18 protein-coding genes are annotated in these 19,159 nt (G+C 62.0%); 13 read left to right on the top strand and 5 right to left on the bottom strand.

The window, feature by feature from the left end:
* Positions 1-175 precede the first annotated feature (175 nt).
* From dsbG to dsbD, 3 genes are read right to left on the bottom strand one after another with little or no spacing between them, the layout of a single operon-like run.
* The gene (dsbG, locus tag EGM97_RS25860) at positions 176-943 is read right to left on the bottom strand and encodes a thiol:disulfide interchange protein DsbG (protein ID WP_238963697.1); all 768 of its coding nucleotides are present in this window, start codon (positions 941-943) and stop codon (positions 176-178) included.
* Complete coding sequence (locus EGM97_RS25855; RefSeq protein ID WP_238963699.1) at positions 919-1,788, bottom strand: TlpA disulfide reductase family protein; 870 nt, start codon at positions 1,786-1,788, stop codon at positions 919-921. Before EGM97_RS25855 ends, dsbG begins: the two co-directional genes overlap by 25 nt.
* Positions 1,788-3,515, bottom strand: a complete 1,728-nt coding sequence (gene dsbD, locus EGM97_RS25850; protein ID WP_238963701.1) for a protein-disulfide reductase DsbD — start codon at positions 3,513-3,515, stop codon at positions 1,788-1,790. The genes EGM97_RS25855 and dsbD overlap by 1 nt, the downstream gene beginning before the upstream one ends.
* A gap of 174 nt (positions 3,516-3,689) precedes the next feature.
* On the opposite strand from dsbD, the gene EGM97_RS25845 reads away from it, so the two are divergent.
* The 4 genes from EGM97_RS25845 (at position 3,690) to EGM97_RS25830 (ending at position 7,505) form a co-directional block, all read left to right on the top strand.
* Positions 3,690-4,370: a response regulator gene (locus tag EGM97_RS25845; RefSeq protein WP_053155284.1), complete on the top strand. Its 681-nt coding sequence runs from the start codon at positions 3,690-3,692 to the stop codon at positions 4,368-4,370.
* Positions 4,367-5,713 (top strand): ATP-binding protein, encoded by a 1,347-nt coding sequence (locus EGM97_RS25840; RefSeq protein ID WP_238963709.1) that lies wholly within the window; start codon positions 4,367-4,369, stop codon positions 5,711-5,713. The genes EGM97_RS25845 and EGM97_RS25840 overlap by 4 nt, the downstream gene beginning before the upstream one ends.
* A gap of 67 nt (positions 5,714-5,780) precedes the next feature.
* Entirely contained in the window at positions 5,781-7,193 is a 1,413-nt protein-coding gene (locus EGM97_RS25835) for an aspartate aminotransferase family protein (RefSeq protein WP_238963710.1), read from the top strand.
* An 84-nt stretch (positions 7,194-7,277) separates the two neighbouring features.
* The gene (locus EGM97_RS25830) at positions 7,278-7,505 is read left to right on the top strand and encodes an MbtH family protein (RefSeq protein ID WP_238963712.1); all 228 of its coding nucleotides are present in this window, start codon (positions 7,278-7,280) and stop codon (positions 7,503-7,505) included.
* Between the two features lie 175 nt (positions 7,506-7,680).
* On the opposite strand, the gene EGM97_RS25825 is transcribed toward EGM97_RS25830, so the two are convergent.
* Positions 7,681-8,580, bottom strand: coding sequence for a LysR family transcriptional regulator (locus tag EGM97_RS25825; RefSeq protein ID WP_238963715.1), 900 nt, complete (start codon positions 8,578-8,580; stop codon positions 7,681-7,683).
* 103 nt (positions 8,581-8,683) lie between these two features.
* Here EGM97_RS25825 and EGM97_RS25820 point away from each other — a divergent pair, with 103 nt between their 5' ends.
* The gene (locus tag EGM97_RS25820; protein WP_238963717.1) at positions 8,684-9,529 is read left to right on the top strand and encodes a type 1 glutamine amidotransferase domain-containing protein; all 846 of its coding nucleotides are present in this window, start codon (positions 8,684-8,686) and stop codon (positions 9,527-9,529) included.
* 132 nt (positions 9,530-9,661) lie between these two features.
* Here the strand turns inward: EGM97_RS25820 and ppsR are convergent, their stop codons facing one another.
* A complete protein-coding gene (ppsR, locus tag EGM97_RS25815; RefSeq protein ID WP_042732259.1) occupies positions 9,662-10,480 on the bottom strand; it encodes a posphoenolpyruvate synthetase regulatory kinase/phosphorylase PpsR in 819 nt (272 codons plus the stop codon).
* 179 nt (positions 10,481-10,659) lie between these two features.
* Between ppsR and ppsA the strand changes: the two genes are divergently transcribed.
* The 8 genes from ppsA to EGM97_RS25775 all read left to right on the top strand — a co-directional run bounded on the left by ppsA (position 10,660) and on the right by EGM97_RS25775 (position 18,870).
* Positions 10,660-13,035, top strand: coding sequence for a phosphoenolpyruvate synthase (ppsA, locus tag EGM97_RS25810; protein WP_238963719.1), 2,376 nt, complete (start codon positions 10,660-10,662; stop codon positions 13,033-13,035).
* Between the two features lie 229 nt (positions 13,036-13,264).
* Positions 13,265-14,257: an alpha/beta fold hydrolase gene (locus EGM97_RS25805; protein WP_238963721.1), complete on the top strand. Its 993-nt coding sequence runs from the start codon at positions 13,265-13,267 to the stop codon at positions 14,255-14,257.
* Between the two features lie 138 nt (positions 14,258-14,395).
* Positions 14,396-14,887 (top strand): ribonuclease E activity regulator RraA, encoded by a 492-nt coding sequence (gene rraA / locus EGM97_RS25800; protein ID WP_053155307.1) that lies wholly within the window; start codon positions 14,396-14,398, stop codon positions 14,885-14,887.
* 25 nt (positions 14,888-14,912) lie between these two features.
* A complete protein-coding gene (locus EGM97_RS25795) occupies positions 14,913-15,908 on the top strand; it encodes a zinc transporter ZntB (RefSeq protein WP_238963723.1) in 996 nt (331 codons plus the stop codon).
* Between the two features lie 58 nt (positions 15,909-15,966).
* Positions 15,967-16,218, top strand: coding sequence for a CrfX protein (locus EGM97_RS25790; RefSeq protein WP_371259599.1), 252 nt, complete (start codon positions 15,967-15,969; stop codon positions 16,216-16,218).
* A 2-nt stretch (positions 16,219-16,220) separates the two neighbouring features.
* Entirely contained in the window at positions 16,221-17,045 is an 825-nt protein-coding gene (locus EGM97_RS25785) for a mechanosensitive ion channel family protein (RefSeq protein WP_053155313.1), read from the top strand.
* Positions 17,046-17,136: 91 nt separating this feature from the next.
* Positions 17,137-17,727, top strand: coding sequence for an RNA polymerase sigma factor SigX (sigX, locus tag EGM97_RS25780; RefSeq protein WP_238963724.1), 591 nt, complete (start codon positions 17,137-17,139; stop codon positions 17,725-17,727).
* A 108-nt stretch (positions 17,728-17,835) separates the two neighbouring features.
* Positions 17,836-18,870: an OmpA family protein gene (locus tag EGM97_RS25775; protein WP_238963727.1), complete on the top strand. Its 1,035-nt coding sequence runs from the start codon at positions 17,836-17,838 to the stop codon at positions 18,868-18,870.
* The last annotated feature ends 289 nt before the right edge of the window (positions 18,871-19,159 follow it).

Genomic DNA, 19,159 nt, shown 5'->3' with positions numbered 1-19,159 from the left:
TCTTCCTTCGGGTGACGCGGCAGCTCAAGGTCCTCGACCTGCCCTTCCTGGTAGTTGTTGACGACCACCTTCATCTTCCCCCCCCCCCACCCCCCCCCCCCCCCCCCCCCCCCCCCCCCCCCCCCCCCCCCCCCCCCCCCCCCCCCGCTCCCACAGGGATGGGTGTCAGGCCGGGCTATTTGGGCCCGAGTATCTTCACCAGCTTGTCCGGCGACGGGGCGCCTTGCTGCTGTTGCAAGTCGCCTTTGTCGTCGAGGTAGAAAATCGCCGGGGTGGCGGACAGCTCCAGTTCGTCCATCAATTGCTGGTTGGCGTCGAGTTTGGCCTGGATGGCTGGCGGTATGTCCTTGAGCGGCTTGAGCGCGCTGCCCTTGCCGGCCTTTTCATGGGCTTCCAGGGTTTTCTCCGGGTCCTTGGCGGCCAGCAACGCGGCGGATTTGCCGGGGCTGTCTTCGCGGATGATGCCCACCATGATATGCCGCAACTGCACCTTGCCGGCCTTGACCCAGGGCCGTGCCTGTTCCCAGAACATGTTGCAGTACGGGCAGTTCGGGTCACTGAACAGGTACACCGTGCGCGGTGCGTCCTTGCTGCCGTCGGCGATCCAGTTGCTCGCCTCCATTTTTCCCCAGATCTCCTTGGCCATGGGCGCATAGACCAGTTTCTGCAACGGCTCGGCGCTCAGGTCCTTGCCATCGGCGTCGTACAGGTTGCCCAGCAGGACGTGCTGGCCGTCCGGCGTCAGGTACAGCGTCATGCCACGGTTCTGGTACTGCGCGGCATAGCCGCGAAGCCCGTTCGGGGCCTCGAAAGTGCCAACGATTTTCGCGCCCTTGGCTTCGATCTTCTTGATGGCGGCGGGCAGTTCTTCGGCCTGCAGCAATGGAGCTTGCGTGAGCGCTGTGGCGACGACCAGCGTCAACAAGTGGCGGAGGCGGGGCATGGCGATTTCCTTATGGCGGGATGGGAGGCTGTGGTCGAGCCCGGCGTTTCGAAGTTCTCCAGGGCGCGGGCCAGGCTCGCCTCCGACAGTTCGCCCAGGTGGCTGCCCAACAGGCTGCCGTCGGCGCTGTAGAACAAGGTCGTCGGCAAGGCCATGGAACCGACGGCCTGGCCGAGGCGACCGCTGCCATCGAACAGCACGTTGTCCAGGCTCAGGCCCTGGGTGGCGAGAAAGGTACTGACGCTTTGCATACTTTCGGCCTGGTTGACGAACAGGAACGTCAGGTCGGGGCGTTGCCGTTGCGCCTCTTCCAGCACCGGCATTTCACGCCGGCAGGGCGGGCACCACGTGGCCCAGAGATTGATGACCAAAGGGCCGCCCTGGTAATCGGTGAGTTTCACCGTCTCGCCGTCGGCGTTGCGCAGGCTGATGTCCGGCAGCCGGGTGCCTTGTTCATAGATCGCCAGCGACATTGTCGCCGCCAGCCAGAACAGCAGGCCGCTGCCGACGCCGAAACCCAGCGGCCGGCGCAGGGCAGGGCGACGTCGCGCCCACAGCAACGTGCCGATCACCAGCGCGACGATGCCGGGCCAGGCCAGGAACCCGCCATCGCGCAGGTCGACGATCTGCCACGGATCGTCCTGGTAGTGGTCCCAGTAGGCGGCGACAAAGCCGATCCGCGCCGCCAGGAGCCCGAGCAGGAACAGCACGAACAACACCGATTCAGGGTTCTCGCCGCCACGCCGGGCCACCCGCCAACCGACGAACGTCGCCAGCACCAGCGCGCTGATCAACAGCAGATGATTAAGGGCAATGGCGAAGGTGCCCAGGGTGAGCGTCAGCATCAGCGCGCGTCCCGGGTGGCGTTCCAGCGCGCCAGGAAGCCCTGGGCATCAACTTCCCCGGTGATCCGCTGGCTGCGGCGTTCTTCGCCGTCGGCGCCGATCCACAGCAGGCTCGGGGGGCCCGGCACCTGATAGCGGCTCAGCAGCTCACGGCTGACCGGGTTGTCGGCGGTCACGTCCAGGCGCAGCAGGCGCACCCCCTTCAGGGCGTCCAGCACCTCGGTGCGGCCGAATACCTGTTTTTCCATGATCTTGCAGGACACGCACCAGTCGGCGTAGTAGTCCAGCAACACCCATTGGCCCTGGGCCCGGGCGGCATCGAGTTCCCGTTGCAAGGCGGCGGGTTCGCTGACGGTGACGAAAGCCTCATGGGCCGTGACGGCCGCGCCGCCCTGGCCGCCGGTGTAGACCTTCAAGGGTTGGAAGAAATCATCGCTGCCGCCCGCCGCGCCGATCACCAGCAGGCTGCCCCACAGGCCGAACAACAGCGACGCACTGCCGCACACATAGGCGATGCGGCCGAACCCTTCGGTCTGCCGCCAGGCGCTGTAGGCCGCAATCAGCAACAGCACGCCCCACAGGCCGATCCACAGCGAATCGTTGATGACGGGACGAATCATCAGCAACGCGGTGCCCAGGAACAGGAAGCCGAACACGCCCTTGACCAGGTCCATCCAGGCGCCGGGCTTGGGCAGGAAGCGATTGCCCACGGTCACCAGCAGCAACAGCGGCAGACCCATGCCGATGCCCATGACGAACAGGATCAGCCCGCCGTGCAGCGCATTGCCGCTCTGGGCGATGTACAGCAGCGCGCCGGCCAGCGGAGCGGTCATGCAAGGTCCTACCAACAGGCCGGACAGCGCGCCGAGGATGCCGGCGCCCAGCAGGCTGCCGCCGCGTCGCTGGCGACCGGCGTGTTCCAGTCGATCCCGCAGGGCCGCCGGCAACTGCAGTTCGAAGAAACCGAACATCGGCAGGGCCAACAGCACGAACACCGCCGCGAAGGTACCCAACAGCCATGGCTGTTGCAGCAGCGCCTGCAGATTGGCCCCCAGCAGCGCGGCGAGCACACCCATGGCGGCGTACACCAGAGCCATGCTGATCACATAGCTGCCAGCCAATGCCAGGCCGCGCCGGGGCCCGGCACCACTGCCCACCACCAGTCCGGCGAGGATCGGCAGCATGGGCAGGGAGCAGGGCGTGAATGCCAGCAACAGCCCAAGGCCGAAGAACACCAGCAGGCTCCAGCCCAGCGCCCGCTGTTGCAGGCCGCTGGCCAGGGCCTGGTCCGCCGCCTCGCCACTGGCGGCCGCGGGTGCGTTGCCACCCAGGTCGACCACCTGGGTCTGGGGCGGGTAGCACAAGCCTGCGTCGGCGCAGCCCTGAAACCCCACCTTGATCTTGCCGGTTGCACCTGCCGGAATCTTCAGTTCCAGCGCCTGGCGGTAGACCTGTTGGTCGCCGAAGAACTCGTCGCTGTGGGCTTCACCCTCGGGCAACTTCGGTTTTTGCGCCTCGGCCAGGCCGTCGAACCTGAGCCGTTGCTGATACAGGTAATACCCGTCGGCGATCTGCCAGAACAGCTGGGTTTCACCGGAATCAAGGCGCTCGGAGGTGAACACGAACGCTTTTTCCACCGGCAGGAAGTCGGGTTTGGTTTCGAAGGGATTGGCGGCCTGGGCCAGGCCCGAGAGCAGGAGCAGCCACAGCAAAAACAATCGACGCATGTAGGGAAGCCTTAGAACGAAGCAAGTGAGGGCACAATGGCGGCTGGCGATTAACCGTCGATTAACCCGGCGACAACGGGTTTGCCGCAATGATCGCCCATAGGGCGGTGCTCGTCGCATAATGTCGGCTTAATCGGCCGGCGGCCTAATGTACCTTTTTCCACGAGGCTTACCATGCACGTACTGGTCTGTGAAGACGATGAGTTGATCGCCAGCGGCATCGTCGCCGGCCTGACGGCCCAAGGCCTGGTCGTCGAGCACGTGGCGACGGCGTCGGCGGCGCGGGCGATACTCGCCGTGGCCACATTCGACGTCATGGTGCTGGACCTCGGGTTGCCCGACGAGGACGGTCTCAGGCTGCTGCGACAATTGCGCCAGCAAGGCCTGGAAATTCCGGTGCTGATCCTCACCGCACGGGACTCGGTGACCGATCGGGTCGATGGATTGCAGGCCGGCGCCGATGACTATCTGCTCAAACCCTTCGACCTTCGCGAGCTGGCGGCGCGCTTGCATACGCTGCTGCGGCGCGTGGCGGGGCGCAGTGTCAACCTGATCGAGCATGGCCGCCTGACTTATGACCCCAGCAGCCGCGAAACCACCCTGGATGGCCAGCCGGTGGACCTGTCGCGTCGCGAGCAGTCGTTGTTGCAGGCGCTGTTGCACAACCGCGGCAGGGTGCTGTCCACCGAACAACTCAAGGACAGCGTCTACGGTTTCAGCGACGAGCTGGAAAGCAATGCCCTCAACGTTCATATCCATCACTTGCGGCGCAAACTGGGCAACGGGATTGTCGAGACGGTACGCGGGCTGGGTTATCGACTGGGGCCGGCCGATGGCGGGGAGCCTTCCAAGTGATGAGCCTGCGACTGCGCCTGAGCCTGACATTGGGTGCCGCCTTCATCCTGATCTGGACCCTGGCCGCGGCCTGGATGCTCAGCGATCTGCGCAACCAGATGATGTTTTCCCTCGACCAGCGCCTGGTGGCGTCGGCGCGGATGGTCGCCGGGCTGCTGGAACAGCTGCCCCCCATATCCAGCAAGGGCGAGGGCACGCACTTCAGCGCCGAGCAACTGAACATCCCGGGTGGCATGGCCTGTCAGGTCAGTTCCCTGCGCGGTGAGATTCTGGCTCGCAGCCACAGCACTCCGGAACAGACCCTGGAAGCCGAGAAGATGGGGTTCCACGACCAGATCATCGACGGCGCGCCGTGGCGCAGCTTTACCCTGGCCCGAGGTGACGTGCGCATCACCACCGCCGATCGCCAGATCGAACGCGAAGCCTTGAACATGTCGGTGCTCCTGGCGGCCTCGGTGCCGGTGGGCGTGGCGCTGCTGGGTTGCCTGTGCCTGCTGTGGCTGGGCATCGGTCAGGGGCTGGCGCCACTCAATCGCATGCGCGATGCGCTGATGCGGCGCAGTGCCGACTCCCTCGAACCGTTGCAGATCCATCCGCTGCCCAGTGAGCTGCGACCGTTGCTGGAAACCCAGAACCAGCTGTTCCAGCGCATCGGCAAGACCCTCGAGCGCGAGCGCCGGCTGACGGGGGACGCTGCCCATGAGCTGCGCAGCCCGCTCACCGCCATCAAGACGCACCTGCAAGTGGCGCGCATGACCGATGGCGTCGCCCGGGATCAGTCCCTGGCCCGGGCCGAGGAGGGGGCCGACCGGTTGCATCGTACCCTTGAGCAGTTATTGCTGCTGGCCCGGGTCGAAGGCAGCCTGTCGTTCGACGACGGTGTGCAATGCAGTGCCGAACAGGTGGCACGGCTGGCGATCCAGGACGCGGCCGGCGGGGCTCGCCAACGGATCAAGTTGCAGGTTTCTCCCGGTGTGTCCGAGGCGCCGGTGCAAATGCCGTCGGTGCTCTCCATCGCGGCACTGCGTAACTTGCTGGACAACGCCCTGCGCCACACCCCGGACAATACCGATGTGGAACTGAACCTGGAGATGATCGGCCAGCGGGTGCGCTTCCAGGTCCGCGACCATGGGCCCGGTATTGCCGCCGACGATCTCCAGCACCTTACCCAGCGTTTCTGGCGTAATGGCCAGAGCACCGGCTGTGGACTGGGGTTGGCGATTGTCCAGGCCATCGTTCAACGCTGCGGCTGCGGGCTGCATTTCGACAGTCGCGCAGATGGCTTGCGGGTGGAGTTGACGGTGCCGGTGCAATCGCTGCCCGGCTTCGCGCCCAAAGAGTAAATTCCTCCCTCGCTGATGCGTTTCCCTAGCAGGAAACCTGCACATGTGTGCACAGCGAGGTCGAGAGATGTCAGTCGCCAACAGTTTTATCGAAGCACAACCGGCGCGGGTCAGCCCCGTCCCGGCCGAGACGCTCTACCAATTCGATGAATCGCCTCTGTTGGCTCGACAGAGCCGGCAAGAATCCAATGCCCGTAGCTATCCCAGGCGGATTCCCCTGGCCCTCAAGCGGGCCCGAGGGCTGTATGTCGAAGACGTCGAGGGCCGCACGTTCATCGACTGCCTGGCCGGCGCCGGTACGCTGGCGCTGGGACATAACCACCCGGTGGTGATCGAGGCGATCCAGCAGGTGCTGGCCGATGAGCTGCCCTTGCATACCCTGGACCTGACCACGCCCGTGAAAGATCGCTTCGTCCAGGACCTGTTCGGCCTGTTGCCGGCGGCGTTTGCGGCCGAAGCAAAAATCCAGTTCTGCGGCCCCACGGGCACCGACGCGGTGGAAGCCGCGCTCAAGCTGGTGCGTACCGCCACCGGACGCAGCACCGTGTTGTCGTTCCAGGGCGGTTACCACGGCATGAGCCAGGGCGCGTTGAGCCTGATGGGCAGCCTGGGGCCGAAAAAGCCCCTGGGAGCCTTGCTCGCCAACGGTGTGCAGTTCATGCCGTACCCCTACGATTACCGCTGTCCGTTCGGGCTGGGCGGTGCCGAGGGCGTGAAGGCCAATCTGCATTATCTGGAGAACCTGCTGAACGATCCCGAAGCCGGCGTGCAGTTGCCGGCGGCGGTCATTGTCGAGGTTGTGCAGGGCGAGGGCGGGGTGATACCGGCCGACATCGACTGGCTGCGCGGGTTGCGCCGGATCACCGAGCAGGCCGGGGTTGCCCTGATCGTCGACGAAATCCAGAGCGGCTTTGGCCGCACCGGCAAGATGTTCGCCTTTGAACACGCCGGGATCATTCCGGACGTGGTGGTGCTCTCCAAGGCCATCGGGGGCAGCCTGCCGCTGGCGGTGGTGGTCTATCGCGAGTGGCTCGACACCTGGCTTCCAGGGGCTCACGCCGGAACATTCCGTGGTAACCAGATGGCCATGGCCGCCGGTTCCGCAGTGATGCGCTATTTGCTGGAGCACGACCTGCCGGCTCATGCCGCGGCCATGGGCCGACGCTTGAGCGAGCACCTGCGCAGCCTGCAACGGGATTTCCCTCAATTGGGCGACATCCGCGGCCGCGGCCTGATGCTCGGCGTCGAGCTGGTGGATCCGGCAGGTGCGCCGGACACCCTCGGCCATCCGCCGGTGCATGCACGATTGGCACCCCGGTTACAACGTGAATGCCTCAAGCGCGGGCTGATCCTCGAGCTGGGGGGACGGCAGGGCGGTGTCGTGCGTTTCCTGCCGCCGTTGATCATCACCGCGACGGAAATCGACCGGGTCGCGGACATCTTCGGGCGTGCCTTGAAGGCGGCCGTCACCGAGGCTTAATTTTCGTCCGGCCCAAAACGTTCCTTTCATATCCCGCTTGCGCGTGCCGCGCAGCGAACCTCGAGCAAAGATGGAGAGACACCCATGACGTCAGTATTCGACCGCGAGGACATCGTTTTCCAGGTCGTGGTCAACCACGAAGAACAATATTCGATCTGGCCCGACTACAAGGCCATCCCGGAGGGCTGGCGTACCGTTGGTAAAAGCGGTTTCAAGAAGGAGTGCCTGGCCTACATCGAAGAAGTCTGGACTGATATGCGGCCCTTGAGCCTGCGCAAGAAGATGGAAGAGCAGGCGGCTGCGGTTCATTGATGGCGCCATCGCATTTTTGGGGGAGCGAGCCTGCCTGAACCGATGATGCGCTCCTTGTGGGAGCTGGGCTTGCCCGCGATAGCGGTCTGTCTGCACCGATGATGTTGGATATGCCGCCATCATCGCTGGCAAGCTGGCCTCCCACAGTGGTCCGACGTTGATCGTGATTTCGGATTCAGCCCTGTCCCACCAGAAAATCGATCAACGCCCGTGCCGCCGCCGGCAACTGCCGGTGGGGCGGGTAGATCACCGAAAACGGGCGGCTGCGGCCGCCGAATGCCTCCAATACCTCGACCAGTTCTCCGCGTTCGATCCGCTCTCGGACGATGAAATCGTAGGTCTGGCAGATCCCCAGTCCAGCCAGCGCCAGCGACACGATGCCCAATACATCATCGGACACTTGCACGTGACTCGCCGGCATCCATTCCCGATGTTCACCGTTTTCGCAAAACAACCAGGGTGCGATACGTCCGCTGCTGGGCATGACGAACGGCAGGCAACTGTGGTTGATCAGTTCATCGACATGCCGGGGTATGCCTGCTCCATCCAGGTACTTCGGAGCGGCCACCAGGCAGAGCCGGGCGTCTTCGAGCTTGCGCCCCACCAGGCCGCTGTCCGGCAACTGACCGAGGCGGATCGCCAGGTCATACCCTTCTGCCACCAGGTCGACATTGCGGTTGGTAATACTCAGCTCGATGCGAACCTGTGGGAAAGCCTGGGCGAAGCGCGCCAGCAACGATGGCAAGCGGTAATGGCCGTAGGTGGTCGGTACGCTCAGGCGTACCCGGCCGGTCAAGACACCCTCCTGGCCCTGTATCCGTCGTTCGGCGTCATCGATCAAGGCAAAGGCCGAACGTGATTGCTCCAGATACAAGGTGCCAGCATCGGTCAGGTTCAGCCGTCGGGTCGTGCGGCGTAACAACTGCACCCCGAGCCGGGTTTCGAGGCGAGAGATGGCGCGGCTCAGTACCGAAGGCGTGGTGCCCAGGGCCACGGCGGCGGCGCTGAGGGTGCCTTGTTCCACGACAGTGACGAAGGCTTCCACGTCGGCCAAGTAATCGAATCGACGGGCCATTATTGCCTCCAGAGGCCAAGTGATGTTCTCGCCGGCAAGTTTATCGCCTGTGACGGCATCAATACAGTGAGGGCTGTCTTCCTCATCAGCCTTCGGAGTCATCATGAAAAAGCTTTCCGCCCTCGCGTTATCCGCTGCACTGGCTGCCACCAGCGTCGCTGCCCAGGCCGACAATGTGCTGGTGGTCCTGTCGGATGCCGATCATCTGGATCTGCGCGACGGCAAGGAGTTTTCCACCGGTTTCTACCTCAACGAACTGTTGCAGCCGGTCAAACTGTTGCTGGACGCCGGTCATCAAGTAACGTTCGCCACCCCCCAGGGCAAGGCCCCGACCCTGGATCGGTCGTCGGTGGACAAGATGTATTTCAACAATGATGGGGCGGAACTGGAGCGCTACCAGGCGCTGCTGGCGCAACTGAAGATCACCTCGGCCACCGAATCGCCCGTGGTCAGTCTGGCCCGTGTCGAACAGCAAGGCCTGGACCGTTTCGATGCCCTGTACGTTCCTGGCGGCCATGCGCCGATGCAGGATCTGCTCACCAGCGCGCCACTGGGCCGGGTGCTGGCGCATTTTCATGATAGGGGTAAAGCCACAGCACTGGTCTGCCACGGGCCGATAGCGTTGTTATCGACTTTGCCCGATGCCCAGGGTTTCGTTGGTCAATTGACCACCAAAGGCCAGGCCTCGGCCCCGTCGGACTGGATCTACGCCGGGTATAAAATGACCGTGATCAGCAATCAGGAAGAAGAACTGGCCAAGGGACTGCTGGGCGGCGGGAGCATGAGGTTCTACCCACAGACCGCGCTGCAACAGGCCGGCGGGCAGTACAGCGGCAACACCACGCCGTGGACTGCTCATGTGGTGAAGGATCGGGAACTGATCACAGGCCAGAATCCGGCGTCGGCGCTGGCGGTGGGGCAGGCGTTGGTCAAGCGGTTGAGTCACTGAACTCAGAGTAAACCTTGATCCCTTGTGGGACCGAGCCTGCTCGCGATAGCGGTGGGTCAGCCAGCACAAATTCTGCTGACACTGCGCAATCGCGAGCAGGCTCGCTCCCACAGGGTCTTGTTTTGTGCAGGTTTACTTGAACCGCCGCTCCACCCCTTTCTCCACCAGAATCTTCGCCGAAATCTCTTCCACGGAAAAATGCGTGGAATTGATGTGCGGAATGTTCTCCCGCCGGAACAGGTTTTCCACTTCGCGCACTTCGAATTCGCACTGGGCATAGCTCGAGTAGCGGCTGTTGGGCTTGCGCTCGTTGCGGATCGCCGTGAGGCGGTCCGGGTCGATGGTCAGGCCGAACAGCTTGTGCTGGTGGGCACGCAGGGCGCTGGGCAGTTGCAGGCGCTCCATGTCTTCTTCGGTCAGCGGGTAGTTGGCCGCGCGGATGCCGAACTGCATCGCCATGTACAGACACGTCGGCGTCTTACCACAGCGCGACACTCCCACTAGGATCAGGTCGGCCTTGTCGTAATAATGCGTGCGGGCGCCATCGTCGTTGTCCAGCGCAAAGTTGACCGCCTCGATCCGCTCCATGTAATTGGAGTTGTGGCCAATGGAATGGGATTTGCCGACCGAGTAGGAGGAATGCTCGCTCAGTTCCTGCTCCAGGGGCGCCAGGAAGGTGGAAAAAATGTCGATCATGAAACCATTGGACGTTGCGAGAATCTCACGGATGTCCTGATTGACGATGGTGTCGAAGATAATCGGGCGGAAGCCGTCTGTTTCGGCGGCTTTATTGATTTGCTGTACCATCGCCCGCGCCTTGTCGACGCTGTCGATGTACGGGCGTGTCAACTTGGTGAAGGTAATGTTTTCGAATTGCGCCAACAGGCTTTGACCTAGCGTTTCGGCCGTAATGCCGGTGCCGTCGGAGATAAAGAAAGCGGATCGTTTCATTTGCGCCTTGGGCCCTAGTGAGCTAGTGACGATTCTTGGATATGATAGGCGCGATTTGCCGGCCGCCGATGGCCCGCATTCTCACTTATTTTCCAGGTCCAGGCCATATCGCCGGCACTCGCTCCCCTGGAGCAACCGGTGCCTTGAGCTTTTCCAACACAGTTAGTGGAGAGATCACCTTGGTAGAGTACGTAGTTTCCCTCGATAAGCTCGGCGTCCATGATGTGGAGCATGTGGGGGGCAAGAACGCATCCCTGGGCGAGATGATCAGTAACCTCGCCGGCGCCGGCGTCTCGGTGCCAGGTGGCTTCGCCACGACGGCTCAGGCTTATCGTGATTTCCTGGAACTGAGCGGCCTGAACAAGCAGATCCACGATGCGCTCGATGCCCTGGACGTCGATGATGTCAATGCCCTGGCCAAGACCGGTGCCCAGATCCGCCAATGGATCATGGAAGCCGAGTTTCCCGAGCGACTGAACAGCGAAATTCGCACCGCCTTCGCCAAACTGTCCGAAGGCAACCCCGACATCGCCGTTGCCGTGCGCTCCTCGGCGACCGCCGAAGACCTGCCGGATGCGTCTTTCGCCGGCCAGCAGGAAACCTTCCTGAACATCCGTGGCGTGGACAACGTCATCCGCGCGGCCAAGGAAGTCTTCGCTTCCCTTTTCAACGACCGTGCCATTTCCTACCGCGTGCACCAGGGCTTCGACCACAAGCTGGTGGCCCTGTCGGCCGGCGTGCAGCGCATGGTTCGCTCCGAAACCGGCACCGCCGGGGTGATGTTCACCCTCGACACCGAGTCGGGCTTCCGTGACGTGGTGTTCATCACCGGCGCCTACGGCCTGGGTGAAACCGTCGTCCAGGGCGCCGTGAACCCGGACGAGTTCTACGTTCACAAGAGCACTCTGCAAGCCGGTCGCCCGGCCATCCTGCGCCGTAACCTGGGCAGCAAGGCCATCAAGATGATCTACGGCGACGAAGCCAAGGCGGGTCGCTCGGTGAAGACCGTCGACGTGGACAAGGCCGATCGCGCCCGTTTCTGCCTGACCGACGCCGAAGTCAGCGAACTGGCCAAGCAGGCGATGATCATCGAGCAGCACTACAAGTGCCCGATGGACATCGAATGGGCCAAGGACGGTGACGACGGCAAGCTGTACATCGTGCAGGCCAGGCCGGAAACCGTGAAAAGCCGCACCCAGGCCAACGTCATGGAGCGCTACCTGCTCAAGGAAACCGGCACCGTGCTGGTTGAAGGCCGTGCCATCGGCCAGCGCATCGGCGCCGGCAAGGTGCGGATCATCAAGGACGTTTCGGAGATGGACAAGGTCCAGGCCGGCGACGTACTGGTATCCGACATGACCGACCCGGACTGGGAGCCGGTGATGAAGCGCGCCAGCGCCATCGTCACCAACCGCGGCGGCCGTACTTGTCACGCGGCGATCATTGCCCGCGAACTGGGTATCCCGGCGGTGGTGGGTTGCGGTAACGCCACCGAACTGCTCAAGGACGGCCAGGGTGTGACCGTGTCCTGCGCCGAAGGCGATACCGGCTACATCTTCGAAGGCGAACTGGGCTTCGACGTCAAGAAAAACTCCGTGGACGCCATGCCGGAGCTGCCGTTCAAGATCATGATGAACGTCGGCAACCCGGACCGTGCCTTCGACTTTGCGCAACTGCCGAACGCCGGCGTAGGCCTGGCCCGCCTGGAGTTCATCATCAACCGCATGATCGGTGTGCACCCCAAGGCACTGCTGAACTACGATGGCCTGCCATCGGAGATCAAGGACAGCGTCGACAAACGCATCGCCGGTTACCACGATCCGGTCGGCTTCTATGTCGAGAAGCTGGTGGAAGGCATCAGCACCCTGGCGGCGGCGTTCTACCCGAAAAAGGTCATCGTGCGCCTGTCGGACTTCAAGTCCAACGAGTACGCCAACCTGATCGGCGGCAAGCTCTACGAGCCTGAGGAAGAAAACCCGATGCTGGGCTTCCGTGGCGCCTCGCGCTACATCAGCGAATCGTTCCGCGACTGCTTCGAGCTCGAGTGCCGCGCCCTCAAGCGCGTGCGCAATGAGATGGGCCTGACCAACGTCGAGATCATGGTGCCGTTCGTGCGTACCCTGGGCGAAGCGAGCCAGGTGGTCGACCTGCTGGCGGAAAATGGCCTGGCCCGTGGCGACAACGGCCTGCGCGTGATCATGATGTGCGAGCTGCCGTCCAACGCGATCCTGGCGGAAGAATTCCTGGAGTTCTTCGACGGCTTCTCCATCGGCTCCAACGACCTGACCCAGCTGACCCTGGGCCTGGACCGTGACTCCGGGATCATCGCGCACCTTTTCGACGAGCGGAATCCGGCGGTCAAGAAGCTGCTGGCCAATGCCATCGCCGCCTGCAACAAGGCCGGCAAGTACATCGGCATCTGCGGCCAGGGCCCTTCGGACCACCCGGACCTGGCCAAATGGCTGATGGAGCAGGGCATCGAAAGCGTTTCGCTGAACCCGGACTCCGTGCTGGAAACCTGGTTCTTCCTGGCTGAGGGGCAGGGCGCGGTCTGATCGAGTGAAGGGGCTGATCAACAACTGAAGCCAGTCATGTAATACCCCTGTGGGAGCGAGCCTGCTCGCGATAGCGGAGTGTCAGTCAATATGGATGTTACTGGCTCACCGCAATCGCGAGCAGGCTCGCTCCCACAGGTTTCGTGGCTTACCGGACTGGCACTGGTCCCTTTTGATTGAAACAGGGCGGGCTCCCGAGGGAAGCCGCCCTTTTTTGTGCAAGAGCATTATGCAAAGCAGCAGCAACCTATTTCCTGTCGCCCTGATCAGCGCCGAACGGCGGGGCGATCTGAGCGAAGATGTCTATCGTTTGAAACCTGGCAACAGTCCCGACTACACCGTCGAACTGGCCGTCACCCGGCTGGGCATGGCCGACGCCACCGAGGCCGCCCGCGGGGTCCCGGTCATCCTGTTGCATGGCAGCTTTTCCAACCGGCGCTTCTGGTATTCGCCCAAGGGACTGGGCCTGGGGGCGTATCTGACGCGGCTGGGGTTCGATGTATGGATTCCCGAAATGCGCGGGCACGGGTTGTCCCAGCGTAATCAGGATTACCGCAAGAACCGTGTGGCCGACTACGCCCGTTACGACTTGCCGGCCATCGGTGCCTTCGTGCGTGAGCAGACTGGGCAGGTGCCTCACTGGATCGGCCACTCCCTGGGTGGCATCACCCTGGCGGCGGCGCTGGGTGGTCATTACCTGGGCGAGCCGGCCGTGGCGTCGGCGGCATTTTTCGGGACCCAGGTCAGTCGCACCTACTGGCCGTTGAAAATTCCACCGGTGGAGTGGGGCGGACGGTTTATCCTCAAGCGGTTTGCTCAACTCTCCGGCTCAAGGCTCAAGCGCGGCCCGGAAGACGAGCCGATTGGCCTGGCCCTGGAGAGCATGCGTTGGTATGGCCTGTTCGGACGTTTCGGTGATGCCGAGAAAAACTGGTGGGCCGGCCTGGCCGATGTGCAGGTGCCGGTGCTGGCGGTGAGCGCCGTCGGCGACCATCAGGATCCGACCTGGGCTTGTCGCAAGCTCTTCGAGCAGATCGGTTCCGAGCACAAGCAGTTCGTCTGCCTCGGCCGGGAGCACGGCTTCAGTGACGATTTCGGCCATGTGGCAATGCTGGTCAGCAAGGCCGCGCAGGCCGAGGTTTGGCCGCTGATGGCGCGTTGGCTGGAGAATCAGCGTGCGCCATTGCCGGCAAGCCAGCCCATTCTGGCCGAGGCGGTTTGAAGCGAGGGCTCTGACAAGGGCATTTCGCTCTGCCCGGCTTGCGGCTAAGATATGACGCATTACGTTGTTCCGGTCATAAACGGTTGTTCATTCAGCCTGACGTTCAAGCCCTTGCAGGGCCCTTGCGGGAGTCATTCGATGAAGCATTACCTCACGCCCGACCTGTGCGACGCCTATCCGGACCTGGTTCAGGTGGTGGAGCCGATGTTCAGCAACTTCGGTGGTCGCGACTCCTTCGGTGGCGAAATCGTGACCATCAAATGCTTCGAGGACAACTCGCTGGTCAAGGAGCAGGTTGAGCTCAAGGGCAACGGCAAGGTGCTGGTGGTCGACGGCGGTGGCTCCCTGCGTCGGGCCTTGCTGGGCGACATGCTGGCCGAGAAAGCCGCAAAGAATGGTTGGGAAGGACTGGTGATCTACGGTTGCATCCGCGACGTGGACGTCATTGCCCAGACCGATCTGGGCGTCCAGGCCCTGGCCAGCCATCCGATGAAAACCGACAAGCGCGGCATCGGCGATCTTAACGTGGTCGTGACGTTTGCCGGCGTGACCTTCCGTCCGGGCGAGTATGTCTACGCGGACAACAACGGCGTAATCGTCTCGCCCAGCCCGCTGCAAATGCCTGAATGAAGCGTCAAAGTCGTAAGGGATGAGGATGTTCGAGGAAGAAAACGCGCAGTGGGGGCTGGTGCATGCCCTGGTGCTTGATGGTAAAGGTGGTGCGCGTTCCATAGCCCGGACCGAACTTGACGATCTGCAGCTGCAGGCGCATGAGAGCCTGTGGCTGCATTGGGATCGCAGCCATCCCCAGACGCACGCCTGGCTGCGCAAGTCCAGCGGCCTCAGCGAATTCAACTGTGACCTGCTGCTGGAGGAGAACACCCGGCCGCGCCTGTTGCCGTTGCCCGACGCCGAGCTGTTGCTGTTCCTGCGGGGAATCAACCTCAATCCAGGGGCCGAGCCGGAAGACATGGTGTCGGTGCGCATCTTCGCTTCCGCCCAGCGGGTCATTTCCCTGCGCCTTCGTCCGTTGCGCGCCACCGATGAACTGCTCGCGCACCTGGCCGAGGGTAAAGGGCCGAAGAGTAGCTCCGAACTCATCCTTTATATGGCTCAGTACCTGACCGACAAGGTGCAGGACCTGGTGTCCCAGCTTTCGGAAATCGTCGACGGTGAGGAAGAAAAGCTCGATGCCGACGAACGGTACACCCCCGAGCACGACGCCATTTTGCATATCCGTCGCCGAGCGGCCGGACTGAAGCGTTTCCTGTCGCCACAGCGAGACATTTTCGGACAGATGTCGCGCATCAAGTTGCCTTGGTTCGTCGAGGACGACGGTGACTACTGGAATGAATTGAACAACAGCCTGACCCGCTACCTGGAGGAGCTGGAATTGGCTCGGGAGCGCGTGGGGCTGGTGTTGGAGGCCGAGGACCGGCGCCTTTCGGTACGCATGAACCGCACCATGTACCGCTTCGGCATCATCACCGGGATTTTCCTGCCCATGAGTTTTCTCACCGGCCTGTTGGGCATCAACGTGGGCGGTATTCCGTTTTCCGACAGCCCTTACGGTTTCCTGGTCGCCTGCCTGCTGATGGTCTGTGTGGCCTCGGGGCAGTGGTGGCTGTTCCGCCGCTTGCGCTGGGTGTGATGGGGCTTTCATGTGACCCGACGAATTTTGATCGCGTCTTCCACAGACATCACGAGAGGTGCGTATGCACGATCCGTTTGAACAGTCTTTGCGCGACATGCTCAAGGCCTCCCCGTCCAGCCGGGACGACGACGCCTGCCTGGGGCGTGTACTGAAAACCGCCAACCGCCAGGTGGGCGCCGGTGATCTGTTCAGCCTGCTGGGCCGCTGGCTGCCCGCGCTGATGATCGCCTTGAACAACGGCTCGGCCCACGTCTTGCCGGTATCCCGTCGTAAACCCGCTACTCGCACCGCTCATAAGGCTGACTGAATATGGAATTGAATCTCTGGACCCAGAGCCTTGTCGCGGCAATGACTGCCTTGTGGACCAAGGTGGCCAACTTCATCCCGAACCTTTTCGGCGCCCTGGTGGTGGTGCTGTTGGGGTTCGTCGTGGCCAAGTTGCTCGACACGTTGCTGTCCAAGCTGCTCGCCAAGCTGGGGCTTGACCGCCTGATGGGCGGCACCGGCCTGACCAAGCTGCTGTCCCGTGGCGGTATCCAGGTGCCGATCTCGACCCTGATAGGCAAGATCGTCTATTGGTTCGTATTGCTTATTTTCCTGGTTTCCGCAGCCGAATCCCTTGGCCTGCAGCGAGTTTCGGCTACGCTCGATATGCTTGCGCTGTACCTGCCGAAGGTTTTCGGCGCTGCGCTGGTGTTGCTGGTAGGCGTCCTGCTGGCGCAACTGGTCAATGGCCTGGTACGCGGCGCAGCCGAAGGCGTGGGGCTGGATTATGCCTCGGGTCTTGGACGTATCGCCCAGGGCCTGGTGATCATCATCAGTATTTCCGTTGCGATCAGCCAGTTGGAGGTCAAGACCGACCTGCTCAACCATGTGATCGTGATCGTATTGATTACCGTTGGTCTGGCGATTGCGCTGGCCATGGGGCTGGGAAGCCGGGAAATCGCCGGTCAGATTCTTGCGGGGATCTATGTGCGTGAGCTGTATGAGGTTGGACAACAAGTGCGGGTGGGCGAGGTCGAAGGCCAGATCGAGGAGATCGGCACGGTGAAGACCACGTTGCTGACCGAGGAGGGCGAACTGGTGTCGCTCTCCAATCGGATCCTGCTGGAGCAGCATGTAAGTAGCCGCTAACCCGGCAAACTCTGCTAATGTATGCCGCCGCAAAATGCCTGCTACCGCAGGCTGCGGCGCACATTGACCTAGACCGTCGGCCCGACTTGTTTTGAACAAACCCCAATCGCTATTCACGCGCTATGACCCCCGTGATCTCTCCGATGAGGAGTTGGTCGCGCGCGCGCATACGGAGCTGTTCCACGTAACACGTGCTTACGAAGAGTTGATGCGTCGTTACCAGAGAACATTATTTAACGTCTGTGCACGTTATCTGGGGAACGATCGCGACGCTGACGATGTCTGTCAGGAGGTGATGTTGAAGGTGCTGTACGGTCTGAAGAACTTCGAGGGGAAATCGAAGTTCAAGACATGGCTATATAGCATCACCTACAACGAATGCATCACACAGTACCGCAAGGAACGGCGAAAGCGTCGCTTGATGGATGCGTTGAGCCTGGATCCTCTGGAGGAAGCGTCTGATGAAAAGGCGCCCAAGCCGGAGGAAAAGGGTGGACTCGATCGCTGGCTGGTTTATGTGAACCCGATCGACAGGGAGATTCTGGTGCTACGATTTGTCGCAGAACTGGAGTTCCAGGAGATCGCAGACATAATGCATATGGGTTTGAGCGCGACCAAAATGCGTTACAAGCGCGCTCTTGATAAGCTGCGTGAGAAATTTGCAGGCATTGCCGAAACTTAACTTCGGCGCAAATATCTCTTACGTGTAGGCAAGTTCTGATAGACTTGCCGCCGAGTTGTCCCCCGGTTTGCGGGACTGCTTCACAATCACCAGATGGGGATTTAACGGATGAAACTGAAAAACACCTTGGGCTTTGCCATTGGTTCTCTTATTGCCGCCACTTCGTTCGGCGCTCTGGCACAAGGCCAAGGCGCAGTTGAAATCGAAGGCTTCGCCAAGAAAGAGCAATTCGACAGCGCTCGTAACTTCAAGAACAACGGCAACCTGTTCGGCGGTTCGGTTGGTTACTTCCTGACCGACGACGTGGAACTGCGTCTGGCCTACGACGAAGTGCACAACGCTCGCACTGACGATGGTACCAACGTCAAGGGCGCCAACACCGCTCTGGACGCTCTGTACCACTTCAACAACCCAGGTGACATGCTGCGTCCTTACGTCTCGGCCGGTTTCTCCGACCAGAGCATCGACCAGAATGGCAGCAACGGTCGTAACCGTTCGACCTTCGCCAACGTTGGCGGCGGCGCCAAGCTGTACTTCACCGAGAACTTCTACGCCCGTGCCGGCGTTGAAGCTCAGTACAACATCGACCAGGGCGACACCGAGTGGGCGCCTAGCGTTGGTATCGGTGTGAACTTCGGTGGCGGCTCCAAGCCTGCTGCTGCTCCAGTCCCAGCTCCGGCTGAAGTCTGCTCCGACAGCGACAACGACGGCGTGTGCGACAACGTCGACAAGTGCCCTGACACCCCAGCCAACGTTACCGTTGACGCTGATGGCTGCCCAGCTGTTGCTGAAACCGTACGTGTTGAGCTGGACGTCAAGTTCGACTTCGACAAGTCGGTCGTCAAGCCAAACAGCTACGGCGACATCAAGAACCTGGCTGACTTCATGAAGCAGTACCCATCGACCAGCACCACTGTTGAAGGTCACACTGACTCCGTCGGTACTGACGCTTACAACCAGAAGCTGTCCGAGCGTCGTGCGAAAGCGGTCAAGGACGTTCTGACCAACCAGTACGGTGTTGAATCGTCCCGCGTTCAGTCTGTTGGCTACGGCGAATCCCGCCCAGTTGCCGACAACGCCACTGAAGCTGGTCGTGCGGTAAACCGTCGCGTAGAAGCTCAAGTAGAAGCCCAAGGCAAGTAATTAGCCCAAGGCTTTTGGAAAAACCCGGCTCAGGCCGGGTTTTTCTTTGCCTGCGATTTATGAAATGCAGGACAACTGGCTGTGGTGGGGGGATTCTGTGAGCGCAAACGATCAATTGTGGGAGCGAGCCTGCTCGCGATGGCGTCGGGTCAGCCAACAGTGATGTCGACTGGTCCACCGCTATCGCGAGCAGGCTCGCTTGTATGGTAGGACTTGAAGGGAGGAGGAGGGACAAGGCTCGATTCTGACTGTTAGCCGCAGTACAGACTGTGGGAGATTTCGCCCCTCC

This window comes from Pseudomonas sp. AF32 (assembly GCF_022342325.2).
Classification (GTDB): Bacteria; Pseudomonadota; Gammaproteobacteria; order Pseudomonadales; family Pseudomonadaceae; genus Aquipseudomonas; species Aquipseudomonas uvaldensis.
Note: the sequence above shows the minus strand (reverse complement) of the source record. Positions and strands in the feature narration are given on the sequence as shown.